This window comes from Actinoplanes sp. HUAS TT8 (genome assembly GCF_051380535.1).
GTDB lineage: Bacteria > Actinomycetota > Actinomycetes > Mycobacteriales > Micromonosporaceae > Actinoplanes.
Genome location: NZ_CP195646.1, coordinates 8,169,258 through 8,192,489, shown reverse-complemented (window position 1 = coordinate 8,192,489; position 23,232 = coordinate 8,169,258). Strand labels below are relative to the sequence as shown.

At 70.3% G+C, this 23,232-nt stretch carries 21 protein-coding genes; 11 read left to right on the top strand and 10 right to left on the bottom strand.

Going from position 1 to position 23,232, the window contains the following annotated elements:
- Positions 1 to 43: 43 nt before the first annotated feature.
- From pstS to ACSHV8_RS36245, 9 genes are all read left to right on the top strand, one after another.
- A complete protein-coding gene (gene pstS, locus ACSHV8_RS36285; RefSeq protein WP_436523356.1) occupies positions 44 to 1,630 on the top strand; it encodes a phosphate ABC transporter substrate-binding protein PstS in 1,587 nt (528 codons plus the stop codon).
- Positions 1,627 to 4,059, top strand: coding sequence for a hypothetical protein (locus ACSHV8_RS36280; RefSeq protein ID WP_436523354.1), 2,433 nt, complete (start codon positions 1,627 to 1,629; stop codon positions 4,057 to 4,059). The genes pstS and ACSHV8_RS36280 overlap by 4 nt, the downstream gene beginning before the upstream one ends.
- Positions 4,060 to 4,186: 127 nt before the next feature.
- Complete coding sequence (locus tag ACSHV8_RS36275) at positions 4,187 to 5,164, top strand: hypothetical protein (RefSeq protein ID WP_436523352.1); 978 nt, start codon at positions 4,187 to 4,189, stop codon at positions 5,162 to 5,164.
- Positions 5,165 to 5,184: 20 nt separating this feature from the next.
- Positions 5,185 to 6,765 carry an Ig-like domain-containing protein gene (locus ACSHV8_RS36270; protein ID WP_436523350.1) on the top strand — a complete coding sequence of 527 codons (1,581 nt, stop codon included), beginning with the start codon at positions 5,185 to 5,187 and terminating at the stop codon, positions 6,763 to 6,765.
- A gap of 68 nt (positions 6,766 to 6,833) precedes the next feature.
- Entirely contained in the window at positions 6,834 to 7,817 is a 984-nt protein-coding gene (locus ACSHV8_RS36265) for a WxL protein peptidoglycan domain-containing protein (protein WP_436523348.1), read from the top strand.
- Positions 7,810 to 8,433: a hypothetical protein gene (locus tag ACSHV8_RS36260; RefSeq protein ID WP_436523346.1), complete on the top strand. Its 624-nt coding sequence runs from the start codon at positions 7,810 to 7,812 to the stop codon at positions 8,431 to 8,433. Before ACSHV8_RS36265 ends, ACSHV8_RS36260 begins: the two co-directional genes overlap by 8 nt.
- Before the next feature lie 25 nt (positions 8,434 to 8,458).
- Entirely contained in the window at positions 8,459 to 9,454 is a 996-nt protein-coding gene (locus ACSHV8_RS36255) for a class E sortase (RefSeq protein WP_436523344.1), read from the top strand.
- 18 nt (positions 9,455 to 9,472) lie between these two features.
- Complete coding sequence (locus ACSHV8_RS36250; protein ID WP_436523342.1) at positions 9,473 to 10,279, top strand: phosphate ABC transporter ATP-binding protein; 807 nt, start codon at positions 9,473 to 9,475, stop codon at positions 10,277 to 10,279.
- 40 nt (positions 10,280 to 10,319) lie between these two features.
- Positions 10,320 to 11,282, top strand: coding sequence for a fatty acid desaturase family protein (locus ACSHV8_RS36245; RefSeq protein WP_436523340.1), 963 nt, complete (start codon positions 10,320 to 10,322; stop codon positions 11,280 to 11,282).
- On the opposite strand, the gene ACSHV8_RS36240 is transcribed toward ACSHV8_RS36245, so the two are convergent.
- Entirely contained in the window at positions 11,257 to 11,643 is a 387-nt protein-coding gene (locus ACSHV8_RS36240) for a response regulator (protein ID WP_436523338.1), read from the bottom strand. The two genes, ACSHV8_RS36245 and ACSHV8_RS36240, sit on opposite strands and share 26 nt — an antisense overlap.
- Positions 11,644 to 11,940: 297 nt before the next feature.
- Here ACSHV8_RS36240 and ACSHV8_RS36235 point away from each other — a divergent pair, with 297 nt between their 5' ends.
- Positions 11,941 to 12,780 carry an LLM class flavin-dependent oxidoreductase gene (locus ACSHV8_RS36235; RefSeq protein WP_436523336.1) on the top strand — a complete coding sequence of 280 codons (840 nt, stop codon included), beginning with the start codon at positions 11,941 to 11,943 and terminating at the stop codon, positions 12,778 to 12,780.
- Positions 12,781 to 12,820: 40 nt separating this feature from the next.
- On the opposite strand, the gene pilO is transcribed toward ACSHV8_RS36235, so the two are convergent.
- The 9 genes from pilO to ACSHV8_RS36190 all read right to left on the bottom strand — a co-directional run bounded on the left by pilO (position 12,821) and on the right by ACSHV8_RS36190 (position 21,846).
- On the bottom strand, positions 12,821 to 13,420 hold the full coding sequence (gene pilO, locus ACSHV8_RS36230) for a type 4a pilus biogenesis protein PilO (protein WP_436523334.1): 600 nt from the start codon (positions 13,418 to 13,420) through the stop codon (positions 12,821 to 12,823).
- Positions 13,421 to 13,427: 7 nt separating this feature from the next.
- Complete coding sequence (locus ACSHV8_RS36225) at positions 13,428 to 14,108, bottom strand: hypothetical protein (protein WP_436523332.1); 681 nt, start codon at positions 14,106 to 14,108, stop codon at positions 13,428 to 13,430.
- Positions 14,105 to 15,133, bottom strand: coding sequence for a type IV pilus assembly protein PilM (pilM, locus tag ACSHV8_RS36220; RefSeq protein ID WP_436523330.1), 1,029 nt, complete (start codon positions 15,131 to 15,133; stop codon positions 14,105 to 14,107). Before pilM ends, ACSHV8_RS36225 begins: the two co-directional genes overlap by 4 nt.
- 110 nt (positions 15,134 to 15,243) lie before the next feature.
- Positions 15,244 to 16,026: a prepilin peptidase gene (locus tag ACSHV8_RS36215; RefSeq protein WP_436523328.1), complete on the bottom strand. Its 783-nt coding sequence runs from the start codon at positions 16,024 to 16,026 to the stop codon at positions 15,244 to 15,246.
- A 40-nt stretch (positions 16,027 to 16,066) separates the two neighbouring features.
- On the bottom strand, positions 16,067 to 16,582 hold the full coding sequence (locus ACSHV8_RS36210) for a prepilin-type N-terminal cleavage/methylation domain-containing protein (protein WP_436523326.1): 516 nt from the start codon (positions 16,580 to 16,582) through the stop codon (positions 16,067 to 16,069).
- 109 nt (positions 16,583 to 16,691) lie between these two features.
- Positions 16,692 to 17,924 carry a type II secretion system F family protein gene (locus ACSHV8_RS36205; RefSeq protein WP_436523325.1) on the bottom strand — a complete coding sequence of 411 codons (1,233 nt, stop codon included), beginning with the start codon at positions 17,922 to 17,924 and terminating at the stop codon, positions 16,692 to 16,694.
- A gap of 2 nt (positions 17,925 to 17,926) precedes the next feature.
- A complete protein-coding gene (locus tag ACSHV8_RS36200; RefSeq protein ID WP_436523323.1) occupies positions 17,927 to 19,048 on the bottom strand; it encodes a type IV pilus twitching motility protein PilT in 1,122 nt (373 codons plus the stop codon).
- Positions 19,049 to 19,134: 86 nt separating this feature from the next.
- Positions 19,135 to 20,799 carry a GspE/PulE family protein gene (locus ACSHV8_RS36195; protein ID WP_436523321.1) on the bottom strand — a complete coding sequence of 555 codons (1,665 nt, stop codon included), beginning with the start codon at positions 20,797 to 20,799 and terminating at the stop codon, positions 19,135 to 19,137.
- 69 nt (positions 20,800 to 20,868) lie between these two features.
- Positions 20,869 to 21,846 (bottom strand): GlxA family transcriptional regulator, encoded by a 978-nt coding sequence (locus ACSHV8_RS36190; RefSeq protein ID WP_436523319.1) that lies wholly within the window; start codon positions 21,844 to 21,846, stop codon positions 20,869 to 20,871.
- Positions 21,847 to 21,899: 53 nt separating this feature from the next.
- On the opposite strand from ACSHV8_RS36190, the gene ACSHV8_RS36185 reads away from it, so the two are divergent.
- Positions 21,900 to 23,180, top strand: a complete 1,281-nt coding sequence (locus ACSHV8_RS36185; protein ID WP_436523317.1) for an MFS transporter — start codon at positions 21,900 to 21,902, stop codon at positions 23,178 to 23,180.
- Positions 23,181 to 23,232: the final 52 nt, after the last annotated feature.

The window sequence follows — 23,232 nt, the reverse complement described above, 5'->3', positions numbered from 1 at the left end:
CATGTTGAGGCGCGCTCTCCGCGCCGTTTCCGCGGCGCTTGTGGTGTTAGCGCTCACGGCGGCCGGCCAGGTGGCGGGGATCCTCCCGGCCGCGGCCGAGGTCTACGTGCCGATCACCGGGGCCGGCTCGACGTGGAGCTCCAACGCGATCGACCAGTGGACGTCCAATGTGAAGCAGTACGGCATCACGGTGAACTACACCGCGAACGGCTCCACCGCCGGGCGTAACCAGTTCGCCAGTGGCCTGCTCGACTTCGGCGTCTCGGAGATCGCGTACGGCAAGGACGACGCCGGTGACACCGAGGCCAAGCCCAAGTTCGGTTACGCGTACATGCCGATCGTGGCCGGTGGTACCTCGTTCATGTACAACCTGGAGATCGGTGGGAAGCGGGTCACCAACCTGCGGCTCTCCGGCGACACCCTCGCCAAGATCTTCACCAACGTGATCACGGTCTGGAACGACCCGGCGATCAAGACCGACAACCCCGGTCTGTCGCTGCCGGCACGCAAGATCGTCCCGGTCGTGCGGTCCGACGGTTCCGGTACGACCGCCCAGTTCACCACGTGGATGAAGGCCCGCTACCCGAGCATCTGGGACGCGTACTGCAAGAAGGCCGGCCGGTCCACGCCGTGCAAGGTGACCTCGCTGTATCCGACGATCCCGGGCAGTGCGATGACCGCGCAGAGCGGTTCGCAGAACGTGGCCGGTTACGTGGCCCAGGCGTCGAGCGTCGGCGCCATCACGTACGTCGAATACTCGTACGCGAAAAATGCCCGATTCCCGGTGGCCAAGATCCGCAACGCCAAGGACTACTACGTCGAGCCGACCGCCAAGTCGGTCGCGGTGGCGCTGCTCGCTGCCAAGATCAACCAGACGCCCGGGCCGGATTACCTGACCCAGGACCTGAGCGGCGTCTACACCTACAACGACCCGCGTACGTATCCGCTGTCCAGCTACAGCTACATGCTGATCCCGACCGCGACGACGGACCGGTTCACCACCACCAAGGGCAAGACCCTCGGCGCGTTCAACTACTACTTCCTCTGCGAGGGGCAGCAGCAGGCCGACGAGCTCGGCTACTCGCCGCTGCCGAAGAACCTGGTCGAGGCCGGTCTGACCCAGACCAAGAAGATCCCCGGCGTGGTGGTCAAGAACATCAACATCGCCACCTGCAACAACCCGACCTTCTCCAAGGACGGCTCGAACACGCTGGCCAAGAACGCGCCCTACCCGCAGGCGTGCGACAAGGTCGGCACCACGCAGTGCGCCACCGGCACCGGCGGCGCCACCCAGAACACGCCGACCACCAACAACAACGGCGGCAAGACCAACACCAACACCGGAAACACCGGCACGGGTACGGGCACCGGCACCGGCACCGGGACAGCCACCGGCACGAACAACGGGCCGGCCGCGGGCGCGGTCGATCCGGACACCGGGCTGCCGGCCGGCGGCACGGGCGGGGGCACCGGCGCCGACTCGGCCCTGGCCGTCCCGGTCTCGGTCGGCATCCAACTCGACTCGACGCTGAAGACGGTCCTGATCGCGCTCGCCGTCGCGCTGCTGGTCGGCCTCACGGTCGGCCCGCCCCTGATCGCCCGGGTGTTCCGGCGGGGAGGAAAGCCATGATCCGGCGCTGGACCGCGGCCGCGCTCGCCGCCGTACTGCTGATGTTCACCGCCCCGGCCCCGGCCGCCGACGCCGCCGACTCGACCGCGGTGACCGTCACCGGGCGGGGTGACTTCAAGGACCTCAAGGTCACCGTCAGCCAGACCACCAACCTGATCAACCAGGTCGTGGACGTCACCTGGACCGGGGGCGCGCCCACCGGCGACTCGGCCGCCTACTCCAACTACCTGCAGATCATGCAGTGCTGGGGGGACGCCAAGAGCGGGCCGACCCGGGAGCAGTGCCAGTTCGGCGCGCTCTACACCGACCAGCGCGGCGGCCTGTACACCGGGAAGCGGCAGCTGAACTACGCGCCGTACTGCTCGCCGGAGAACGAGAAGGCCGGCACGTGCCCGGACGGTCTGCGGGACCCGCTCGAGACGGTCAAGATGACCCAGGCCAACGTGAACGTCTTCGCGCCGTTCAAGCCGGTCGAGGGCGACCCGGTCACCAACGGCACCGGCGGCGAGTACTTCGACCAGGCGACGACCAACGAGATTCCGTACGGCCGGACCAGCCCGGACGGCCACGGCGAGGAGTTCTTCGAGGTGCAGACCGCCCTCGAAGCCCCCGGCCTGGGTTGCGGGTCGCTGCTGGCCAACGGCACCGGCCGGTCCTGCTGGATGGTCATCGTGCCGCGCAACGACTCCGAGGTGAACGGCACCAGCGGTGACGCCAAGCCGCACCACGCGCTGGACTCCTCGCCGCTGAGCGCCACCAACTGGGCCAACCGCCTGGTCGTGCCGCTGAAGTTCCAGCCGCTCGGCCGGGTCTGCCCGCTCGGCGCGGCCGAGAAGCGCGCGATCGGCGCCGAGGCGATGACCGAGGCGATGATCCGCTGGCAGCCGACGCTGTGCGCCGGTGGCCGCAAGGACCGGGTGTTCGGCTGGACGCAGACCACCGACGCGTCGGCCCGCGACCGGCTGGCCGGCGTGGACCCCGGCATGGTCTTCGTCAACCAGCCGATGACCCCGGTCCCCGGCCGGAAAGTGGTCTACGCGCCGGCCGCCGTCTCCGGACTGGCCATCGCCATGAACATCGACTGGGTCTCCGGCTCCGGGGCGAACCCCGAGGAACTGGCCAACGAGGGCAAACGCCTGCCCACCCTCAAACTCACGGCCCGGCTGGTGGCGAAGCTGATGACCCAGTCGTACCGGTCGGGCGCCGACCTGAATCGGCCGACGGTGATCAAGAACCCGCAGACGATCACCTTCGACCCGGAGTTCCGCCAGCTCAACCCGGACTGGGTGCAGAAGGATCCGGAAGACACCACGTCCAGCGTGCAGCTGCCGCTGGCCATCGGGGACGCGCTGGTCGGCGTCGGTCAGACCGACATGGCCACCGAGCTCTGGTCCTGGATTCTGTCCGACCCCGACGCCAAGGCGTTCCTGAAGGGCAAGGCGGATCCGTGGGGCATGGTGGTCAACCCGGTCTACCCGGGCCTGACCTGGCCGCAGGACAACTTCCCGAAGAGCGACCTGTACTGCGTCAAGATGCGCAACGAGGCACAGAACGACGTCGACTGGTGCACGCTCGACATGCACCCGTTCGCCAACAACATGCACGACGCCGCCCGGTCCGCGGCCCGCGGTGACACGCTGGTCCGCAACGCCACCTCGTTCGACAGCAACGGCGACGTCATCGGCTGGAAGAAGGGCACCCCGCAGCTGCCCGGCAAGCGGGCCGTGCTCGCGGTGACCGACACCGCCACCGCCACCCGGTTCGGGCTGCCGATGGTCCAGCTGCAGAACGCGGCCGGCAAGTTCGTCGCCCCGACCTCCGAGAGCATGCTGGCCGCGGTGGCCGCGATGAAGCCGTCGGCCGTCGACAAGAGCGTGCTCGCGCCCAACCCGTCGACCACGTCGGCCCAGGCGTACCCGCTGACCTCGGTGATCTACGCGGCGACGGCGCCGGCCGACATCGACAAGGACCTGGGCGCGGCGTACGGGGATCTGCTGCGCTACGCCGCCGGCAACGGACAGACCCCGGGCGTCAAGCCGGGCACCCTGCCCGCCGGATACGCCCCGCTCCCGGCCAAGCTGCGTGCGCAGACCCGGACCGCCGCGACGACGATCCAGAAGACGGCCGGGGTCGACCCGAACGCCGTCTCCGGCTCGGCCGACACCCCGGCCACGAGTCCTACGACCAAGCCCGCGACCAAGCCGACCAAGGCGTCGAACACCGGCACCGGCACGCCCTCGGACGTGCCCGCCGCGACGCCGAGCGGCCTGGGCTCGGCCGTACCGGTCGCGGTGTCGAACCCGACACCCAGCACCCCGCTCGGCAACGTGCGCTTCGGGCTCTTCGCGGCGCTGGCCGCGGGTCTGCTCGCGGCGCTGGCCGGGCCGATCCTGCTCACCATCGCCCGGGCCAAGCGGAGGAACGGGTGATCACCACCAAGACGACTGTGGCCAGGAGCTACCACTCCTGGCCACAGCGACCGGCAGTTCGCAGCTGCCGGCGTAGTGCGGCCGGACAACCGTCCGGCACGCGAACGCAGAGAAAAGGATAGCCGCAGTGCAGAACAAACGGTTCCTGGCCGCGGTCGGGATGGGGCTGATCGCGGCACTCGCCGTGACTGCCTCCCCGGCGCAGGCCGACCCCGCCGGCGACCCCACCTACCGGGTGCTCGCGGGTGTCGGTTCGGACACCACCGAGGGCGTCATGAACGGTCTGTCCGACCTCGTCCTCGACGGCACCACCAAGCAGATCGCCTCCTACGACGCGTTCGGCTCGCAGACGATCAAGACCAAGGCCACCGGCTGTGAGATCACCCGCCCGTCGGGCTCCGGCGCCGGCGTGACGGCCCTGGTCAACTCGCTCGACGCGAACAACGGATGCGTGGACTTCGCACGTTCGTCGAGCAACAACTCGGCGAGCTACCCGGGTAAGAACCTGACCTACATCCCGTTCGGGGTGGACGCGGTCACCTACGCGGTCCGCGGGGACAGCAACATCTCCCGCAAGCTGACCAAGGCGCAGCTCACGAGCATCTACAACTGCTCGAACACCACGCTGTACAAGCCGCTGCTCCCGCAGTTCGGCTCGGGCACGCGCTCCTTCTTCCTGAAGTCGCTGGGCTTCACCGACGCGTCGACCTTCACCCAGACCGCCAACCACACCTGCATCGGCGAGGTCGACGCGACCAACGCCCCGCTGCAGGAGAACAACGGCACCCTGCTGACCGACCCGAAGCAGATCGTGCCCTATTCGATCGCGCAGTACCTGTCGCAGACCACCGCGGTCGTCGCCGACGTGCACGGCAAGTCGGTCCTGGGCCAGCTCGACGGCATCGCGCCGACCGTGCTGAACACCGGCTCGACGATGACGCGGGACGTCTACAACGTGGTCCCGACCGCCCGGATCGGCGCCGAGCCGTACGCCTCGGTCTTCGTCGGCCCGACCTCGAAGATCTGCTCCAACACCACGACGATCAAGAAGTTCGGCTTCGCGCCGCACACGTCCTGCGGCGACACGTCCCTGCGCACCCCGTGATCGAAGGCGAGAAGACTTCCATGCAGCTCAAGTCCCGTACCGCCAAGGGTGCCCTGGTCGCCGTCGCGGCCACCGCCCTGGTCCTCCCGTTCGGCGCGGCGGCTCAGGCCGCCCCGCCGGCCGGCAGCTTCGGCACGCTGACCGCCACCCCGGCGACCGGCGCCGACATCACCGTCCCGAAGGTCCGTACCTCGGCCGGTTGTGGCACCACCGGTGCCGACTCCTACTGGGGTTACCTCTTCGGCCCGGGCAAGTTCACCGGCGGCGTGCAGGTCGTGACGCCGAAGGACACCAACTTCTCGGCCACGGCGCCGTTCGACATCCAGGTCGACAACAGCTTCAAGGACGTCGCCACCGACCAGGGCACCACCATCGTGGCCGGCGAGTACGACCTGGTCATCACGTGTGTCGACTCGTTCGAGCAGCACGAATACGGCACCTTCACGACGGCGTTCTACTTCACGTCGCCGACCGCGTACACGACCACCGACCCGAACTCGAGCTCGCCGTCGACGACGACCATCTCGGTCGACCCGACCGGCCCGGTCACCGCCGGTGACGAGGTCACGCTGAAGGCGGCCGTCACCCCGGCCGCCGCCGCGGGCAAGGTCCAGTTCAAGGACGGCAGCGAGAACCTGGGCAGCGAGGTCACCGTCGCCAACGGTGTCGCCGAGCTGAAGACGACGGCGCTGACCGCCGGCACCCACACGCTGACCGCGGTCTTCACCCCGACCACGGCCGGCGTCTCCGGTTCCACCTCGTCGGCCGCCACCCTGGTCGTCAACCGGGCCGCGGCGCAGGCCACCTCGGTCGGCCTGGCCGTCAACCCGCAGCCGACCGTCGAGCAGTTCTCGCCGGTCGCGCTGACCGCGACGGTCAGCCCGAGCGAGGCCGCGGGCAAGGTCCAGTTCACCGACGGCGGCCAGAACCTGGGCGCCCCGGTGACCGTCTCCGGTGGCACCGCCGTGCTGAACACCAGCAGCCTGTCCGAGGGTGACCACGGCTTCACGGCCAAGTTCGTCCCGGCCGACGCGGCCGTCTACACCGCTTCGGAGTCGGCGTCGGTCCCGCTGACCGTCACCGCGTTCAAGGGCGGCAGCGCTTCGCAGACCATCTCCACCACGGTGGAGAGCGGTGCGCTGACGATCAGCGTCGCCAACAATGCCCCGGTCGTGCTCCCGGCTCCGGCCCTGACGTCGGACGCCTCCAAGCTGACCACCGCGGGCTCGATCAACCCGCTGACCGTCACCGACACCCGGGCCGGCAACTTCGGCTGGAACGTCTCGGGCCAGGTGTCGGACTTCTCCGACGGCGCGAGCCACGCGATCAACGGCGCCAACCTCGGCTGGTCGCCCAAGCTCGTCGACAAGTCCGCCTCGCAGACGATCACCCCCGGCAGCAAGGTCGACCCGGCCAACGCGATCGCGCCTCAGGCGACCGCGCCGAACGGTCTCGGCCTGGCCTCGGCCCGCACGCTGGCCCTGGCCGGCGCCGGTGCGGGCGTGGGCACCGCCCACGTGACCGCCGACGTGTCGCTGCAGGTCCCGACCACCACGGTGGCCGGCACCTACACCGCGACGCTGACCATCACCGCCATCTGAAACACCCCGGTGCGGGGCGGCACTGCCCGCCGCCCCGCACCACCCCACAGCTTCTAAGGACGGTCACCATGCGGCGTGCGGTCACGGCACTCCTCGCCACCTTCATCGGGATCGGTCTCGCCGGTCCCGCGGCCGCGGCGCCCGCGAGTGGCGACGGCCGGGTCACGTTCGGCGTCCGGCCGACCGGCAAGACCGGTCCGGACAAGCGCTCCACCTTCGCCTACGCGGCCACGCCGGGCGCCTCGGTCGAGGACCAGGTCGAGGTCTCCAACGCCGGGACCCGGCCGATCACCGTACGGGTGTACGCCAACGACGCCTTCACCACCTCCGGCGGCGGCTTCGACGTGCTCGCGTCCGGTGGGAAGTCGGCCGACGCCGGCGCCTGGGTGACCATGTCCAAGGGTTCGGTGACGGTTCCCGCCCGCGGTCGCACGGTCGTCCCGTTCACCCTCCGGATCCCGGCCACCGCGACCCCGGGCGACCACACCGCCGGCATCGTCGCCTCGGTGTCGTCGTTGCAGACCGATGCCAAGGGCAACAAGGTCTCCGTCGACCAGCGCGTCGGCTCCCGGGTCTACCTGCGGATCAGCGGCACGCTGACGCCGGGGATCACGGTCGAGAAGCTGACCGCCAAGTACCACCCGAACGCCAACCCGCTCAAGAGCGGCCGCACCACGCTGACCTACCTGGTCCGCAACACCGGCAACGTCCGTCTCGGCGCCCGCCAGAAGGTCACCGTGAGCACCCTGTGGGGCGGCAAGCGGGAGGCCGTGGGCATCGCCGACGTCGCCGAGATCCTGCCCGGCGACGCGGTCACGATGACCGCCGAGGTCAACGGGGCCCTGCCCGCCGTGTGGCTGACCGGTGAGGTGCACGCCGACCCGCTGGCCCAGCCGGGCGACCAGAAACTGCAGCTCAGTGCCGTCACCCGGGAGTACGGCTTCTGGGCCTTCTCGTGGACCACCGCGGCCGTCGTCTTCCTGATCGTGGTCCTGATCGCCGGCGTGCTCCTGAACCGGCGCCGTCGCCGCCGGGCGGTCAAGAATGCTTGAGAGCGCGCTGGTGGCGCTGCTCCTCGCGGTTCCGGCCCCGGCGACCGGCACGATCACGTTCACCCCGGCCGACAGCATCGACCTGGCCGCGATCAAGGTGCACACCTCGGGGGGCTGCCCGGCGCCGGCCGACGGGTTCTACGCCGTCGCGCGCGGGCACGGCTTCCCGAAGGACGGCCAGATGGTGACCGCGCCGACCACGGCCGGGATGTCGGCGACCGAGGGCTTCGACGTCTACTTCGCACAGACGATGGCCGACTTCGCCAAGGACAACAGCACCAAGCTGAGCGGCCGGTACGACGTGACGGTGTACTGCGTCGAGCAGTTCTCCAACACCGTCCACGCCGAGTACCGGGGCGCGATGGTGTTCAGCACCCCGAACAAGTACAAAGCCGCGGGCGGGGCAGCCACCCAGTCACCGGCCCCGGTCATCTCGGAGGCTGCCGAGCCACCCGTGACCGCGCCGGCCGAGGCCGAGGCCGTGCCCACGACGGAGGCCCGCCCGGCCGCGACCGGCACCACCCCGTCCCCGTGGTGGCTGGTGGCCGGCCTGGCCGTCGTCCTCCTCGCCTTCGAAGCCGGCCGCCGATTCGGCCGCCGCTCCCGCACCCCGTGACACCCGCGACATCCCAGGAGGTCCAGTGACGACCACGATCACCCCGGTCGTGCCGGCCGCCGCGCCCCCGGCTGCCGCGCCCCCGGCTGCCGCGCCCCCGGTCCCGCCCCCGGTGGCCGCGCCGCCGACCCCGCCCGCGGCCGCCCCGCCGGCCCCGCCCGCGCGCCCGGGCCCGCTCTGGGCCAGCCTGCCCGGCACCGCGTTCAGCATCCTGGCCGCCGTACTTCTCGGTTTTGTCCTCCAGTTCACCGTCCTCGGCGACCTCGGACACGACCGGGCACAGAAGCTCGCCTACGCCAACTTCCGAGCCGAACTGGCCCTGGCCACCGCCCCGGTCGGTCACGTCACCGAGGACGGCAAGACGGCGCTGCCCTCGGGCACGGCCGTCGCGGTGATCGACATCCCGGCGATCGGCCTGCGCGAGGTGGTTTTCGAGGGCACCGACGGCGGCGTGCTCACCCGGGGTCCGGGCCACCGCCGCGACACCGTGCTGCCCGGTCAGGCCGGCACGAGCATCCTGATGGCCCGCCGTGCGGGCTACGGCGGCCCGTTCTCCCGGATCGGCGAGCTCTCCGGCGGCGACAGGATCTCCGTCGTCACCGGGCAGGGCGAGCACACGTACGAGGTGATGGGTGTCCGCCGCGCCGGCGACCCGCAACCGCCCACGCTCACCCCGGGCTCCGGACGGCTCACCCTGGTCACCGCCGACGGCACCGCTTACCTGCCGAACAACGTCCTCCGGGTCGACGCCAAGCTGACCTCCAAGGTGCAGGACACGCCCGCCCTGGCCGTCTCGACCGCGCTGCTGCCGCCGTCCGAGAACCTGATGGGCATCGACCTGATCGCGCTGGTCCCGCTCGTCCTGTGGGGACAGTTGATGTTCATCTCGGCGCTGGCCGTGGCCTGGGTACGGCAGCGGCTCGGCCTGTGGCACGCGTGGCTGATCGGCCTGCCCGTGCTGGCCGTCCTCGGCCTGCTCGTGGCCGGCCAGGTCACCCGCCTGCTGCCCAACCTGATCTGATCGAGAAGAGGAATCGCCATGACCGTCATGGAAGCCCCGGTGCGCTCGGACGCGCTCGCCCTGGAGGCCGCCGCCGTGTCCGCGTGGTTCGGCGAGCGCAAGGTCCTCGACCGGGTCTCGCTGACCATGCCGGCCCGCCAGGTGACCGCCCTGATCGGCCCGTCCGGCTGCGGCAAGTCCACGTTCCTGCGGATCCTGAACCGGATGCACGAGCTGGTGCCCAGCGCGTCGCTGGCCGGTGAGGTGAAGCTGGCCGGCGAGGACATCTACGACGCCGCGGTCCGGGTCACCGACGCCCGCCGCAAGATCGGCATGGTGTTCCAGAAGCCGAACCCGTTCCCGGCGATGTCGATCTACGACAACGTGGTGGCCGGGCTCAAACTGACCGGCACCCGGGCGTCCCGGCGGGAGAAGGACGGGCTGGTCGAGGAGAGTCTGACCCGGGCCGGCCTGTGGAAGGAGGTGCGGGACCGGCTGCGTCAGCCCGGCGGCGCGCTCTCCGGCGGGCAGCAGCAGCGGCTCTGCATCGCGCGGTCCCTGGCCGTACGTCCGAAGGTTCTTCTGATGGACGAGCCGTGCTCGGCCCTGGACCCGACGTCGACCCGGCGCATCGAGGAGACCATCACCGAGCTGGCCGAGACGGTGACCATCGTCATCGTCACGCACAACATGCAGCAGGCCGCGCGGGTGTCCCACCAGTGCGCGTTCTTCCTGGCCGAGCAGGGCACGCCGGGTCACATCGTGGAGGCCGGCGAGACCCAGCAGATCTTCGGCGCGCCGGTCGACCCGCGGACCCACGACTATGTCAACGGGGTCTTCGGCTGACGTACACCGGGTGGTCGCCCGGGGCCTTTAACGTGATCGGGTGCGAACCGTCTCGACGGGACCGACGCGCACGTACGGAGCCACCGCGACCTCGTCCGCGCTCGTCGCCATCGCCCTCATCCTTGTGGGCGGCCAACTTTTCGTCATCCCGCTCGGGCTGCTGCCGCGAGGCACGGCCTGGGGATGGCTCCTGATTCCGATCGTGCTGACCAACACGCCACTGTGGTCGTTGCTGCACGAGTCCATCCATGGGTCTCTCATTCGCGACCGGGCCGGCAACGATCGGCTCGGCCGCCTGCTGGCGGTCGCCTACGGCGCACCGTTCGCCCTGCTCAAGGCCGGGCACCTGCTGCATCACCGGTTCAGCCGGACACCGCGCGAGCGGACCGAGATCTTCGATCCGGGCCGGACCACCTGGGGTGCTCAGGCACCCGGGTACTACCTGCGCCTGTTCGGCGGGCTGTACCTGGCCGAGGTGTCGTCGCTGCTGCTGGCGCCCCTGCCGAGACGGGGCTGGGCCTGGGCCGCCCGCCGTCTGGAGGATCCCGAGACGGTCACGTCGCTGCTGCTGGAGAACGTGGCGGCCCGCCGGCTGGGCATGTTCCGCCTGGACGCCGCGCTGATCGTCGGGGTCCACGCGGCCGCGTTCGCCGCCTACGGTCCACACTGGTGGATGCTGCTGGCGGCGCTGCTCGGGCGGGCGTTCGTGGTGTCGGTGGCCGACAATGCCTACCACTACGCGACGCCGCTCGACGAGCCGCTGGAGGCGATGAACCTCTACCTGCCGCGCCCGCTGGAGACTTTCATCCTGGCGTTCAACCTGCACGGGATCCACCACAAGCACCCGGGTCTGGCCTGGGCCGATCTGCGCGGCGCGTTCCTGGCCGACGGCGGCCGGTTCGACCTGAGCTGGTGGAACGCGGCGGTCCGTCAGGTCCGCGGCCCGATTCCGTCGACCGCGGACCGTTTGCGCGCCGTCAGACCCCCAGGTGACGACGGTTGATCAGGTTCTGCAGCTCGGAGACGAGCGCCTTCGGCGCGAGCGGCTTGGCCAGGTAGCCGTCCGCGCCGGAGATCAACCCGGCGTCGACGTCGTAGGCGTGCGCGTTGCCGGAGACCATCAGGATCGCCATGTCCCGGATGGCCGGGTTGCTGCGCGCGAGCTGGCACAGCTCCATGCCGTTCATGGCCGGCATCCGGACGTCGGTGATCATGCCGATCGGTTTGGCGACGGTGAGGATGCGGGCCGCGGTGTGCCCGTCCTTGGCGCCGAGCGCGCGGTAGCCGGCCGCCTCCAGGGTGACCGACAGCAGGTCACGGACGTCGGCGTCGTCATCGGCGATCAGGATCAGGTTCTGGTTCATCGGGGCTCCTCCTCGTGTGCCCCCATCTGATCGACGATTGCTTGCCCTGCAGCAGGTATTCCGAGTTGCGGATCAGGAGCGCAAATAACCCAAGATCACATTCTTCATTGCCTCGGTCCGCCGGGGTACAGACCGTCGCTCCCGCGGGGACCCTTCCGACCCTCGCAGGCCGCTGGCGCGGCCAGAACGCGAGGCCCGAAAGGGCGGCGTCCGTGGGTGGGCACGGTTACCCCAAAAATCCTCTGCCATCGGCAGAAGTCTGTCGGCTTCGTGCCTGATCGCCGCGAACAATGACGCATGACCACTTTCTCGCTGCAGGCGCGACCCACCGACGCCGCCGACTGGCTGGACCTGGCCCGCCGGGCCGAGGCGGCCGGCTTCCACGCCCTCTACACCGCCGACCACCCGGGCACGAGTGCCTCCCCGTTCGTCGCGGTGGCCGCCGCGGCCGCGGTCACCAGCACGATCCGCCTCGGTTCCTACGTCGTGAACGCCGGCGTCCGCGAGCCGATCCTGATCGCCCAGGACGTGGCCACCCTGGATCTGATCTCCGGCGGCCGGGCCGTTCTCGGCATCGGCGCCGGCCACACCCCGGCCGAGTGGGCCGCGGTCGGCCGCGAGCGCCCCGGGGTCGCCGAGCGGGTCGACCACTTCATCCGGGTCGCCGAGGCCACTCAGCGCCTGCTGGCCGGGGACGGCCTGACCTGGCCGCGGCCGGTGCAGGATCATGTGCCGCTGCTGTTCGGCGGGGGCAACACCCGGCTGCTGCGCTGGGCCGCCGAGCACGCCGACCTGATCGGGCTCTCCGGCCTGGGCCGCACCCTGGCCGACGGGCACGAGCACACCGCCCGGTTCCGGGTCGAGGACGTGGACCGGCAGGTCGAGCTGGCCGGCGCGACCCCGGTGGAGGTGCTCGCGCACTACTTCGAGGTGACGGATGACGCCGAGGCCACGTACGCCACATGGGCCTTGGAGACCGAGATGAGTGCGGCCGAGGCGGCCCTGACGCCCTACATGATGGCCGGAACCCTGGGTGAGATCCGGGCGAAGCTGGACCGGATCGAGGCCCGGTGGGGGATCAGCCGGTACGCGGTCCGCCGCCCGGCCTTCGACGGCGTCGCCGCCCTGCTGGGGTGACGGGCGGCCGGGCTGCCTGATGGCGGCCCGGCCGTCGCGGTCAGTTCGTGGTCACGGCCGTGGTGGTGCTGCCGTCCGGGTTCCGGAAGGCGTTCAGGGTCAGGCCCAGTTCGGCGGTGCCGGCCGACTCGTCGACGGTCAGCTGGGCCGACTTGATCAGGACGGCCCGGGCCTGAGTGTTCTGCAGCTGGTTGATGAACTTGCTGATGGCCTTGGTCGGGCCCTTCGCGTTGAGCGCGATCGGCAGTGCCTCGACCGTGGGGATCACGTCCGACTTGGACTTGCCGGTCGCCGAGTAGGCGTCCACGTCGACGCCCAGGTCGATGCCCATCACCTGGAGCTGGGTCAGGAAGGCGGGGATGTCGTCGGCCGGGATCTGGTCGCCGGTCGGCAGCGCCTTCATCAGCTCCGCCTTCTCGGCCGTGTAGGTGGCCAGGTTGGCGTTGTCGGCACTGAGCTGGGACAGGCTCTTCTTCAGGGTGGCCAGCTGGATGGTGGTCTCCTCCACCTGGCTCTGCATGTCGGACGCCTCGGCGTACTTCGGGCTGATCATCAGGAACCACCCGGCGGCGATCACCATCGCGATCAGGCCGAGGCCGCCGAAGAGCCAGACGCGGTCGGAGCGGAACAGACTCATCATCTATCTCCTACGAGGCCTTGCACTTCGTGGTGTATTTGCCGCACTGTGCCGTCTTGGTCAGCGACACGGTGATGTCGAAGGTGACGCCGTCCTTGTCGGCTCCCGACACGTCGTTGACGAACGGGTCGGCCAGGCCCTTGGATTTCAGGTCGACGATCGCGAGGACGTACTTGGCGACGGCCTTCTTGTCGGGCGCCGATCCGGTCAGGTTGAGGGTGCCGACCACGTCGCTGGAGGTGGTGCCGTTGGCCTGGGCCAGTTGCCCGGTGACCTCGGCGACCTTCACGTCGTACTTGTCTCCGGTGCTGCGGACCAGGTCGAGAATGGTTTGCCAGGGCAGGTCGGCGGCCATCAGCTTGGCCAGCTGTCCGTCCATCACCGTGATCGTGTTCTTGGTGGTGGTCAGTTTGCTGTACTTGCCCTGGGCCTTCTGGATCTGGGAGACCTGCCCGGTGACCGACACGAAGTCGGCCTCGGCGTCCTGCTTCTTCCCGGCCGCGTGCCAGTACCAGGTGCCGAGCATGGCCAGCACCAGCACCACCGAGATGATCACGGCGGTCCGGGTCCGCCGCGCCCGCCGGCCGTCGCTGATGTCCTGCGGCAGCAGGTTCGCGCGGATCGGCAGGACCCGGTTCGCCTGCTGCGGGGAGACCGTCGGGTCCAGCGGCATCAACGCGGTCGTGGTCATCGGCCGGCTCCCAGGGTGAGGCCGATCGACACGGCGGCCGACGGCACGAAACTGTCGAACCCGCGCTCCCGGGCCCGGCGGGTGTCGCGCAGGCGGGAGGTGCTGTCCGCGTACATCACGGCGATGCCGCTGAGCTGCTCCTGCAGGTGCTCGGCGAGACCGGGCATGAGGGCGCCGCCGCCGCACAGGGCCAGGCGGGTGACCTGCTTCTGCCGTTCGCCCGAGGCCAGGTAGGTGAAGGAGCTGCGCAGCTCGCTGGCGAGCGGCCGGACCGCGTCGGTGATCGCCGCCACGCTGTCCGGGCTGCCGTCGCCGTGCAGCCCGAAACGGCACTTGATGTCCTCGGCCTGCGGGGCCGGGACGCCGAGCCGGGTGGCGATGCTGTCGGTGATCTCGGTGCCGCCCCGGGGCAGGGTCCGCACGAACAGCGGCTCGCCGTCCGCGTGGACGACCACGCTGGTGATGTCGGCGCCGATGTCGACGATCGCCTCCACCTGGCTGTCCAGCCGGGAAGCGGCGCGCAGCAGTGCGAACGAGGCCAGATCGACGCCGGTGACGTGCAGGCCGGCCTTCTCCACGGCCTGGACCAACTCGGCCACCGCGTCCTTGGGCATGGCGATCAGCAGGCCACGCACGGTCGGGTTGTTGCCCGGCTGCTCCAGCGGGTAGAAGTCCAGCAGCGAGCGCTCGACCGCGAGCGGGAGCGCGTCCTTGACCTGGAACGGCAGCGCCTGGCGCATCTGCCCGGCGGGCAGGTTGGCGATCGACATCTCGCGGACCACCAGCTGCGGGTTGGTGACGCCCAGGCTGACCCGCTTGGTGCCGAACCGGGAGGCCGCCCAGAGCTGCTTGAGCGCGCTGGTCACGCCGGCCGGGTCCTGGACCACCCCGCCGTGCACGGCGCCGGGTTCGAGGGGGATCTGGCCGAAGTTGCTCAGCGAGTACTCGTCCCGGGTGCGACGGACCTCGACGGCCCGGATCGAGGATGAGCCGATGTCCAGCCCGATCGGTGTTGCGCCAGCCATCGGTCTTCCTTCCTTGGTGTGACGGATGCTGCGGGGTGACGACGCCGCGGTGACGACGCTGCCGGTCGACACCGCCGCTCGCGCGACGGTGTCCTACGGGCTATCGGTCGTTACGCGATCGGGGTGAGCAGGTTGGCGTACCAATCGGCGATCGGCGCCGCGGCGAAGACCGCCAGGAACGCCCCGGCCAGCATGTACGGCCCGAACGGGATCCGGCTCTTGCGCCCGGCGACCCGGGTGAGCAGCAGAACCCCGCCGGCCAGGCCACCGAGCAGGAATCCGGAGAACGCGCCGACCGCGACCGCGCCCCAGCCCAGCCAGCCGAGGTAGAAGCCGAGCAGCGGGGCCAGTTTCACGTCGCCGCCGCCCATCCCGAACCCGCCGAGCACGCGGTACAGCAGGTAGAGCAGGATCGCCGCGACCGCGCCCCGGAGCAGCGCCGACGGGTCACCGGCGAGCAGGGCGGCCGGGACCAGCAGGGCGGCGGCGACCGCGTACGAGGGAAGGACGATCTTGTCGGGCAGCCGCATGACGTCCAGGTCGATCAGGGCCAGGGCGATCCCGACGGCGGCCAGGTAGAGGTAACCGGGCAGGGCCCAGGACCAGCCGAACCGGGCGGCCACCGCGACGAACAGGGCGGCGGTGCCGGCCTCGACGAGCGGGTAGCGCGCGCTGATCGGGGCCGCGCAGTCGGCGCACCGGCCGCGCAGCATCAGCCAGCCGAGCACCGGGACGTTGTGCCGGTTGCGGACCGCGTGGCCGCAGTGCGGGCAGTGCGAGCCGGGGTGGACCAGCGACTCGTCGCGGGGCACCCGGTGGATCACGACGTTCAGGAACGAGCCCACCACGAGCCCGAGGAGGCCGGTGACACAGAGCAGGAAGTACTGCGGCACGGCGGTTCTCCTCAGGCTCGCGGTGGGCGTCAGGCCGGCGTCAGCCGCAGGTGGTGAAGTTGGTGGTGGTGATGCCGGTGACCGACTTCACCGAGCCACCGGCGGTGCTGTCGTAGAGGTAGTACTTGCCGCTGCCGCCGGTGTTGGTCGCGCAGATCTTGTAGCTGGCGGCGGTGCTGCCGCTGGCGGCGACGTAGGCGTACTGCAGCTTGGTCTTGTCCGACAGCGTGATCGTGGCGTTGCCGTTGGTGCCGGTCAGGGTCAGGTTCGGGGCGGCGCCGGCCGAGTTGTCACCGAGCTGCGAGGTGCCCGGGTAGGCGTTGCCGTTGTTGGTGTAGAACTGCTCCACCGCGCTGATCGCACCCCGCACGTCGGACTGCGCCGACTTGTCGGCCGCGCCCTGGCGGTAGTTCAGGTAGACCGGCACGGCGATCGCGACCAGGACGCCGATGATGACCACCACGACCAGGAGCTCGATGAGGGTGAAGCCCTCGTCGTCCTTCTTGGCCATGATGTCGTCGCGCTTGACGGCCAGGCGGTCGATGACGTTCTGCATTCGGGGTGCCTCCAGGGCAAGGGGTGGGGTGGAGCGGGGAAGGGGTGTTACGGCCGTCGGGAATCGGCCGGGTGTTGCGCCTGGCGTGCCGCGTCGCACGCCGGAAGGGTCAGCTCGACTGGATGTTCTGGTAGATGGTGAACATCGGGAGGTAGAGACAGACCACCATCCCGCCGACCACGGCGCCCATGACGAGGACCATGATCGGTTCGATCGAGGCGGCCAGGGACTCGGCGGCGGCGTCGACTTCTCTGTCGTAGAAGTCGGCAACCTTGTCGAGCATCTGACTGATCTGACCGCTCTCTTCCCCGACCTCGATCATCTGGTTGACCATCTCGGGGAAGACCTTGTGGTTGCGCATCGAGGAGGACATCGGCTGGCCGTCACGGACGGTCGCCTGGATGTCCTTCATCGCGATGTTGATCACTTCGTTGCCGGTGGTCTCACCGACCACGGCGAGCGCCTGCATGACCGGCACGCCGACGTTGAGCAGCAGGCCGAGGTTCCGGGAGAACCGGCTCATGGCCAGTTTCTGGAACAGCGCGCCGAAGACCGGCATCCGAAGCTTGAGTTTGTCCACCTTGAGGCGGAAGTCGGCGCTGGTGCGGCTCTGGTGTTTGTAGGCGACGGTGACGCCGATGCCGATGCCGATCGCCAGCGGTCCGATCCACCACATGTTGTGGCTGGTCGTGACCAGGAACTGGGTGATCGCCGGCAGCTCGCCGCCGAGGTTCTTGAACATCTGCTCGAAGATCGGCACGATGAAGATCAACATTGCCGCGATGAGCAGGAACGTGAAGCCGAGGACGATCGCCGGATAGGTCAGGGCACTCTTGATCTTGCCGCGTAGCGCGGTGTCCTTCTCCAGGCTGTCGGCGATCTGCTCCAGAGCCCGGTCGATCATGCCGCCGGTCTCGCCGGCCCGGATCATCGCGATCATCAGCCGCGGGAAGACCCGGTCGTGCTTGGCCATCGACGCCGAGAGCCCGCCACCGGCCGCCACGTCGGCCCGCACCTCGCCGATCGCCTTCTTCAGCGGCGGGGCCGAGGTCTGCTCCTCCATGATCGACAGCGAGCGCAGCAGGGACATGCCCGACGCGGTCATGGTGGCGAACTGCCGGGCGAAGACCGCCAGGTCCTTGAGCTTGACCCGGTTGCCCAGCCCGGGAATCTTCAGCTCACGCTGAAGACCCTGGCCGGCCTCGACCAGGCCGAGCGGCACCTCGCCCCGCTGCCGGAGCATGTGGGTGGCCGCCGCCTCGTTGGGGGCCTCGATGGTCCCCTTCGACTTCTTGCCCGAGGCGTCGATGGTGTTGTACATGAAGGTCTTGTTGGCGCTCATGGTCAGTTCCGCCCGACGAGCCGCTTGAGTTCCTCCGCCGAGTGGGTGATCTCCAGGGCGGTCTGCATGGTGATGACGCCTTCACGCACCTTCTCGGCCAGGTGCTGGTCGAAGGCGAGCATGCCCTCGTTGCTGCCGGCCTGCATGAAGGACGGGATCTGGTGCGACTTGCCCTCCCGGATCAGGCTCCGGATGGCCGGCGTCGCGCTCAGGATCTCGCAGATCACCTGACGTCCCTTGCCGTCCGCCCGCGGCGCCAGCGCCTGGGTGACCACACCCTGGAGACTGGCCGCCAGCTGCGCGCGGATCTGCAACTGCTGGTGCGGCGGGAAGATGTCGATGACCCGGTCGATGGTTTGGGTAGCGCTCTGCGTGTGCAGCGTCGCCAGCACCAGGTGGCCGGTCTCGGCCGCGGTCAGCGCGGTCGAGGTGGTGGTCAGGTCCCGCAGCTCGCCGACCAGGATGATGTCCGGGTCCTGCCGCAGCGCGTGCTTGAGCGCGCTGGCGAACGTCTCGGTGTCCGAGCCGACCTCGCGCTGGTTGACGATGCTGCGCTTGTGCGGGTGGAGGAACTCGATCGGGTCCTCGATGGTGATGATGTGGTCGGCGCGGCTGCGGTTGGCCAGGTCCAGGATCGAGGCCAGCGTGGTGGTCTTGCCGGAACCGGTCGGGCCGGTCACCAGCACCAGACCGCGGGGCAGGTGGGCGAAACGGCCGACCGACTCGGGCATGCCCAGCTCGTCCAGCGGCTTGATCTTGTGCGGGATGGCCCGGAAGACCGCGCCGCACGAGGTGCGCTGTTTGTACAGGTTCCCGCGGAAGCGGGAGACACCGACGATGCTGTGCGCGAAGTCCATCTCCTGCTCGCGCTGGAACGTCTCCCACTGGTCCGGGGTGACCGCCGCGCGGGCCAGCAGCTCGGTGTCGCCGGCGTTCAGCTTGCCGTACCCGGGGACCGGGCGCAGCGAGCCGTCCACCCGCATCATCGGCGGCGAACCGACCGTCAGGTGCAGGTCGGAACCGCGTGACCCGACCAGCGTGACCAGCAGCTGGTCGAGCACGGCGAGGTCGTCCGCGCTACCGGCGGAGTCCGCGACCCGCGCCTCGTGCTCGATGGTGTCCATCTGCTGTTCCGGCCCTCTCCGTTCATGTCCCGACGTTTGTTGAATCGGCACGACCGGAATCCGGTTTAGTTGCGGACGGGGTGCGCTCAGACCGCGACCCGGGAGACCTCGCGGACCGAGGTCAATCCGCCCGACGCCTTGGCCAGGCCGTCCGCCCGCAGGTCGTACATCCCCTGCGCGACCGCCACCTCCCGGATCTCGCCGGCCGGGGCCCGCCGGATGGTCAGCGATTCGATCTCCGAGCTGATCGGCATCACCTCGTGCAGCGCGATCCGGCCCTTGTACCCGGTGTTGGCGCAGTTGCGGCAGCCCACCGGGCGGTAGAGCGCGTTCGGGAAGGGCAGGTCCTCGATCGGCCAGCGGGCCGCGTAGACCTCCTCCTCGGTCGGCGCGTACGCCTCCTTGCACCAGTCGCACAGCCGCCGCGCCAGCCGCTGGGCCAGCACGCAGTCCAGCGACGAGCCGACCAGGAACGGCTCGATGCCCATCTCGGTGAGGCGGGTGACCGCGCCCGGCGCGTCGTTGGTGTGCAGGGTCGAGAGCAGGAGGTGACCGGTGAGCGCGGCCTCGACGGCGATCTGCGCGGTCGTGCCGTCCCGGATCTCACCGATCAGCACCACGTCCGGGTCGGAACGCAGGATGGCCGGCAGCACGGCGGCGAAGGTCAGTCCGGCCTTCACGTTCACCTGCACCTGGTTGACGCCGCGCAGGCGGTACTCGACCGGGTCCTCGATGGTGATCACGTTGACCTCGGGCTTGCTGATCCGGCCCAGGGTGGCGTAAAGCGTCGTCGACTTGCCCGAGCCGGTCGGGCCGGTGACCAGGACCATGCCGTGCGGCTTGGTGAAGGACGCCTCGAAGCGGCTCAGGTTGTGCTCGGTGAACCCCAGTTTGCGCAGGTCCAGGTCGATGCCGCCGGTGTCCAGGACCCGGAGCACGATCTTCTCGCCCCACACCGTGGGCAGCGTGGCGGTACGCAGGTCGACCGTCCGGTCCCGGATCAGCACCGTGATCCGGCCGTTCTGCGGCACCCGCTTCTCGGTGATGTCGACCCCGGACATGATCTTGATGCGGGACGTGAGCGCGGCCATCACGCCCTTGGGCACGATGTCCACCTCGTGCAGCACGCCGTCGATCCGGTACCGCACCCGCATGTCGTCCTCGGTCGGCTCCAGATGCAGGTCGGACGCGCGGTTCATGACGGCCTGCTCGATCAGGCTGTTCACGTACCGGACGATCGGCGCGTCCTCGGTGCTGGTCTGCTGGGCCGACATGCCGGTCGACTCGGCCACGGCGTCGGCCAGGTCCCCGAGGTCGCTGTCCTCGCGCTGCAGCTTCTCGATGATCCGCCGGACCTCGCTGCGGGCCACCACCACCGGGCGGACCGTCATGCCGGTCGCGGCCCGGACGTCGTCCAGCGCCACCACGTCGGCCGGGTCGGTCACGCCGACCACCAGCTCGCCGTCGTTGATGGCCAGGCCGAGCACCCGGTGACGCAGCACCACCGGCAGCGGGATGCGCTTGAGCGCGGTCGGGTCCGGCGTGAAACCGACCAGGTCGAGCGTGTTGATGCCGAACGCGGCGGCGGCCGCCTGGGTCAGCTGCTCCTCGGTGACCACCTGGTCGTTGATCAGGACCGCACGCACCGGGCGGCCGCTGCGCAACGCCTCCTCGGCAGCCGCGTCGACCGCATGAGCGTCGACGCCGATCTGCTTCAGGGCATCGAGCAGCGGACGGAAGGTTTGGTCCATGGATTCCTCAACCGCGGCGGCACCGGCTATACACCCCTCCATCGGACATCGGGCCGCAAAACTTAGCCGCTAGGACGCGTGGCGGAACGTCCGCCGGTAGGCGCTGGGGGCGACCCCGATCGTGGCGTGCAGGTGCTGCCGCAGCGCGGTGGCGCTGCCCAGCCCCGCCCGCCGGGCCACCACGTCCACCCCGAGGTCGGTCGACTCCAGCAGCAGGCGGGCGTGCTCGACCCGCTGGCGCAGAAGCCACTGCCGGGGGCTGGAGCCGGTCTCGTCGCGGAAGCGCCGGGTGAACGTGCGCACGCTCATCCGGGCGTGCGCGGCCATCTCCTCCAGCGTGACCGGCTCGCTGAGCCGATCCAGCACCCAGGCCCGGGTCGGCTCGGTACCGCTGCCCGCGGCCGCCGGGACCGGACGCTCGATGTACTGCGCCTGGCCGCCGTCCCGCCATGGCGGCACCACGCAGCGCCGGGCCGCCCGGTTCGCCGCCTCGGAGCCGTGGTCGGAGCGGATGATGTGCAGGCAGAGGTCGACCCCGGCGCCGACCCCGGCCGAGGTCAGCACGTTCCCGTCGTCGACGAAGAGCACGTCGAAGTCCCAGCTCACGCCCGGGTAGAGCCGGCGCAGGCGCGGCTCCCACCCCCAGTGGCTCGCCGCCGGACGGCCGTCGAGCAGACCGGCCGCGGCCAGCACCGAGGCCCCGGTGCAGATCGACACCATCCGGGCGCCGCGCGCGGCGGCCGCGAGCAGCGCGTCGCGGATGACCGGGTCGAGGGTGCCGTCGGTCATCGGGCCGGTGCCGTGGATGCCGGGGATCACCACGGTGTCGGCCACGGCCAGGGTGTCCAGGCCGTGGTCGGGCACGACGGTGAAACCGGCCGCGCTGTGCACCGGGCCCGGGCCGCAGACCCGCACGTCGTAGAGGTGGTCGGTGTCGGAGCGGCGAGCGGCCCGGAACACCTGCGGGGGCACGCCCAGGTCGAAACCGACGACGTCGTCCAGGACCAGAACCGCGAGCACATGGGGCATGGCCCAATTCTTGCGCATGATGGCCTCCCGGCCACTCGTCCGGACGGGCGGTGACCCGGAGAATTCAGAACGTGAAAGCACGCCTCCACCCCGCCTGGTCGGTCGCCGCCGTCGCGTTCATCGCCCTGATCGGCGCGGCCGGCTTCCGCTCCACCCCGTCCGTCATGCTCCAGCCGCTGCACGACGAGTTCGGCTGGTCGCTCGGCACGATCTCCGCCGCCGTCTCGGTCAACCTGCTGCTCTACGGCCTGACCGCGCCGTTCGCGGCCGCGCTGATGGCCAAGTTCGGCATCCGCCGGGTCGCCGCCGTCGCGCTCGGCCTGGTCGCCCTCGGCTCCGGCCTGACCATCTGGATGAACTCCAGCTGGCAGCTGATGCTCTGCTGGGGTGTGCTGGTCGGGCTGGGCACCGGCTCGCTCGCGCTGGGCTTCGTGGCCACGATCACCGGCCGGTGGTTCGTCAAGCACCGCGGCCTGGTCACCGGCGTGCTCACGGCCGGCGGCGCCACCGGCAACCTGATCTTCCTGCCGGTGCTGTCGCGGATCACCGAGGCGCATGGCTGGCGCACCGCGGCGCTCACCGTGACCACGGTCGCGCTGCTGGTCGTGCCCCTGATCCTGTGGCGGCTGCGCGACCACCCGCAGGATCTCGGCGTGACCGCGCTCGGCGGGGTCACCGACCCGCCGGCCAAGCCGACCGGCAACGCCGCCCGGACCGCCCTCACCGCTCTGCGGGACGCGGCCAAGACGCGGGCGTTCTGGCTGCTCGCGGGCGGGTTCGCGATCTGCGGGGCGACCACCAACGGGCTGGTCGGCACGCACTTCATCCCGGCCGCCCACGACCACGGCATGCCCACCACGACCGCCGCGAGCCTGCTCGCCCTGGTCGGTCTCTTCGACATCGTCGGCACGATCGCCTCCGGCTGGCTCACCGACCGGGTCGACAGCCGGATCCTGCTCGGCGGTTACTACGCCCTGCGCGGCCTGTCGCTGCTGATCCTGCCGTCCATCCTGGCCGCCACCGCGCACCCGAGCATGCTGGTCTTCATCCTCTTCTACGGCCTGGACTGGGTGGCCACCGTGCCGCCCACGGTCACCCTCTGCCGGGAGTATTTCGGGGCCGCCGGCCCGGTCGTCTTCGGCTGGGTCTTCGCCTCCCACCAGTTCGGCGCCGCGATCGCCGCCACCGCCGCCGGCCTGGTCCGTGACCAACTCGGCGCCTACACCTGGGCCTGGTACGGCGCCGGCGCCCTGGCCATCCTCGCGTCCCTGCTCAGCCTGATGCTCTTCGCCGGCAAGCACCTCAAGCCGATCGCCCCCGGCATCGGTCTCGCGGTCACGTCAAAAGCCTGACCAAACCCCAGATCCGCTTTCCCGTACGGCGATAGAGCCGCCCGCCCGCACC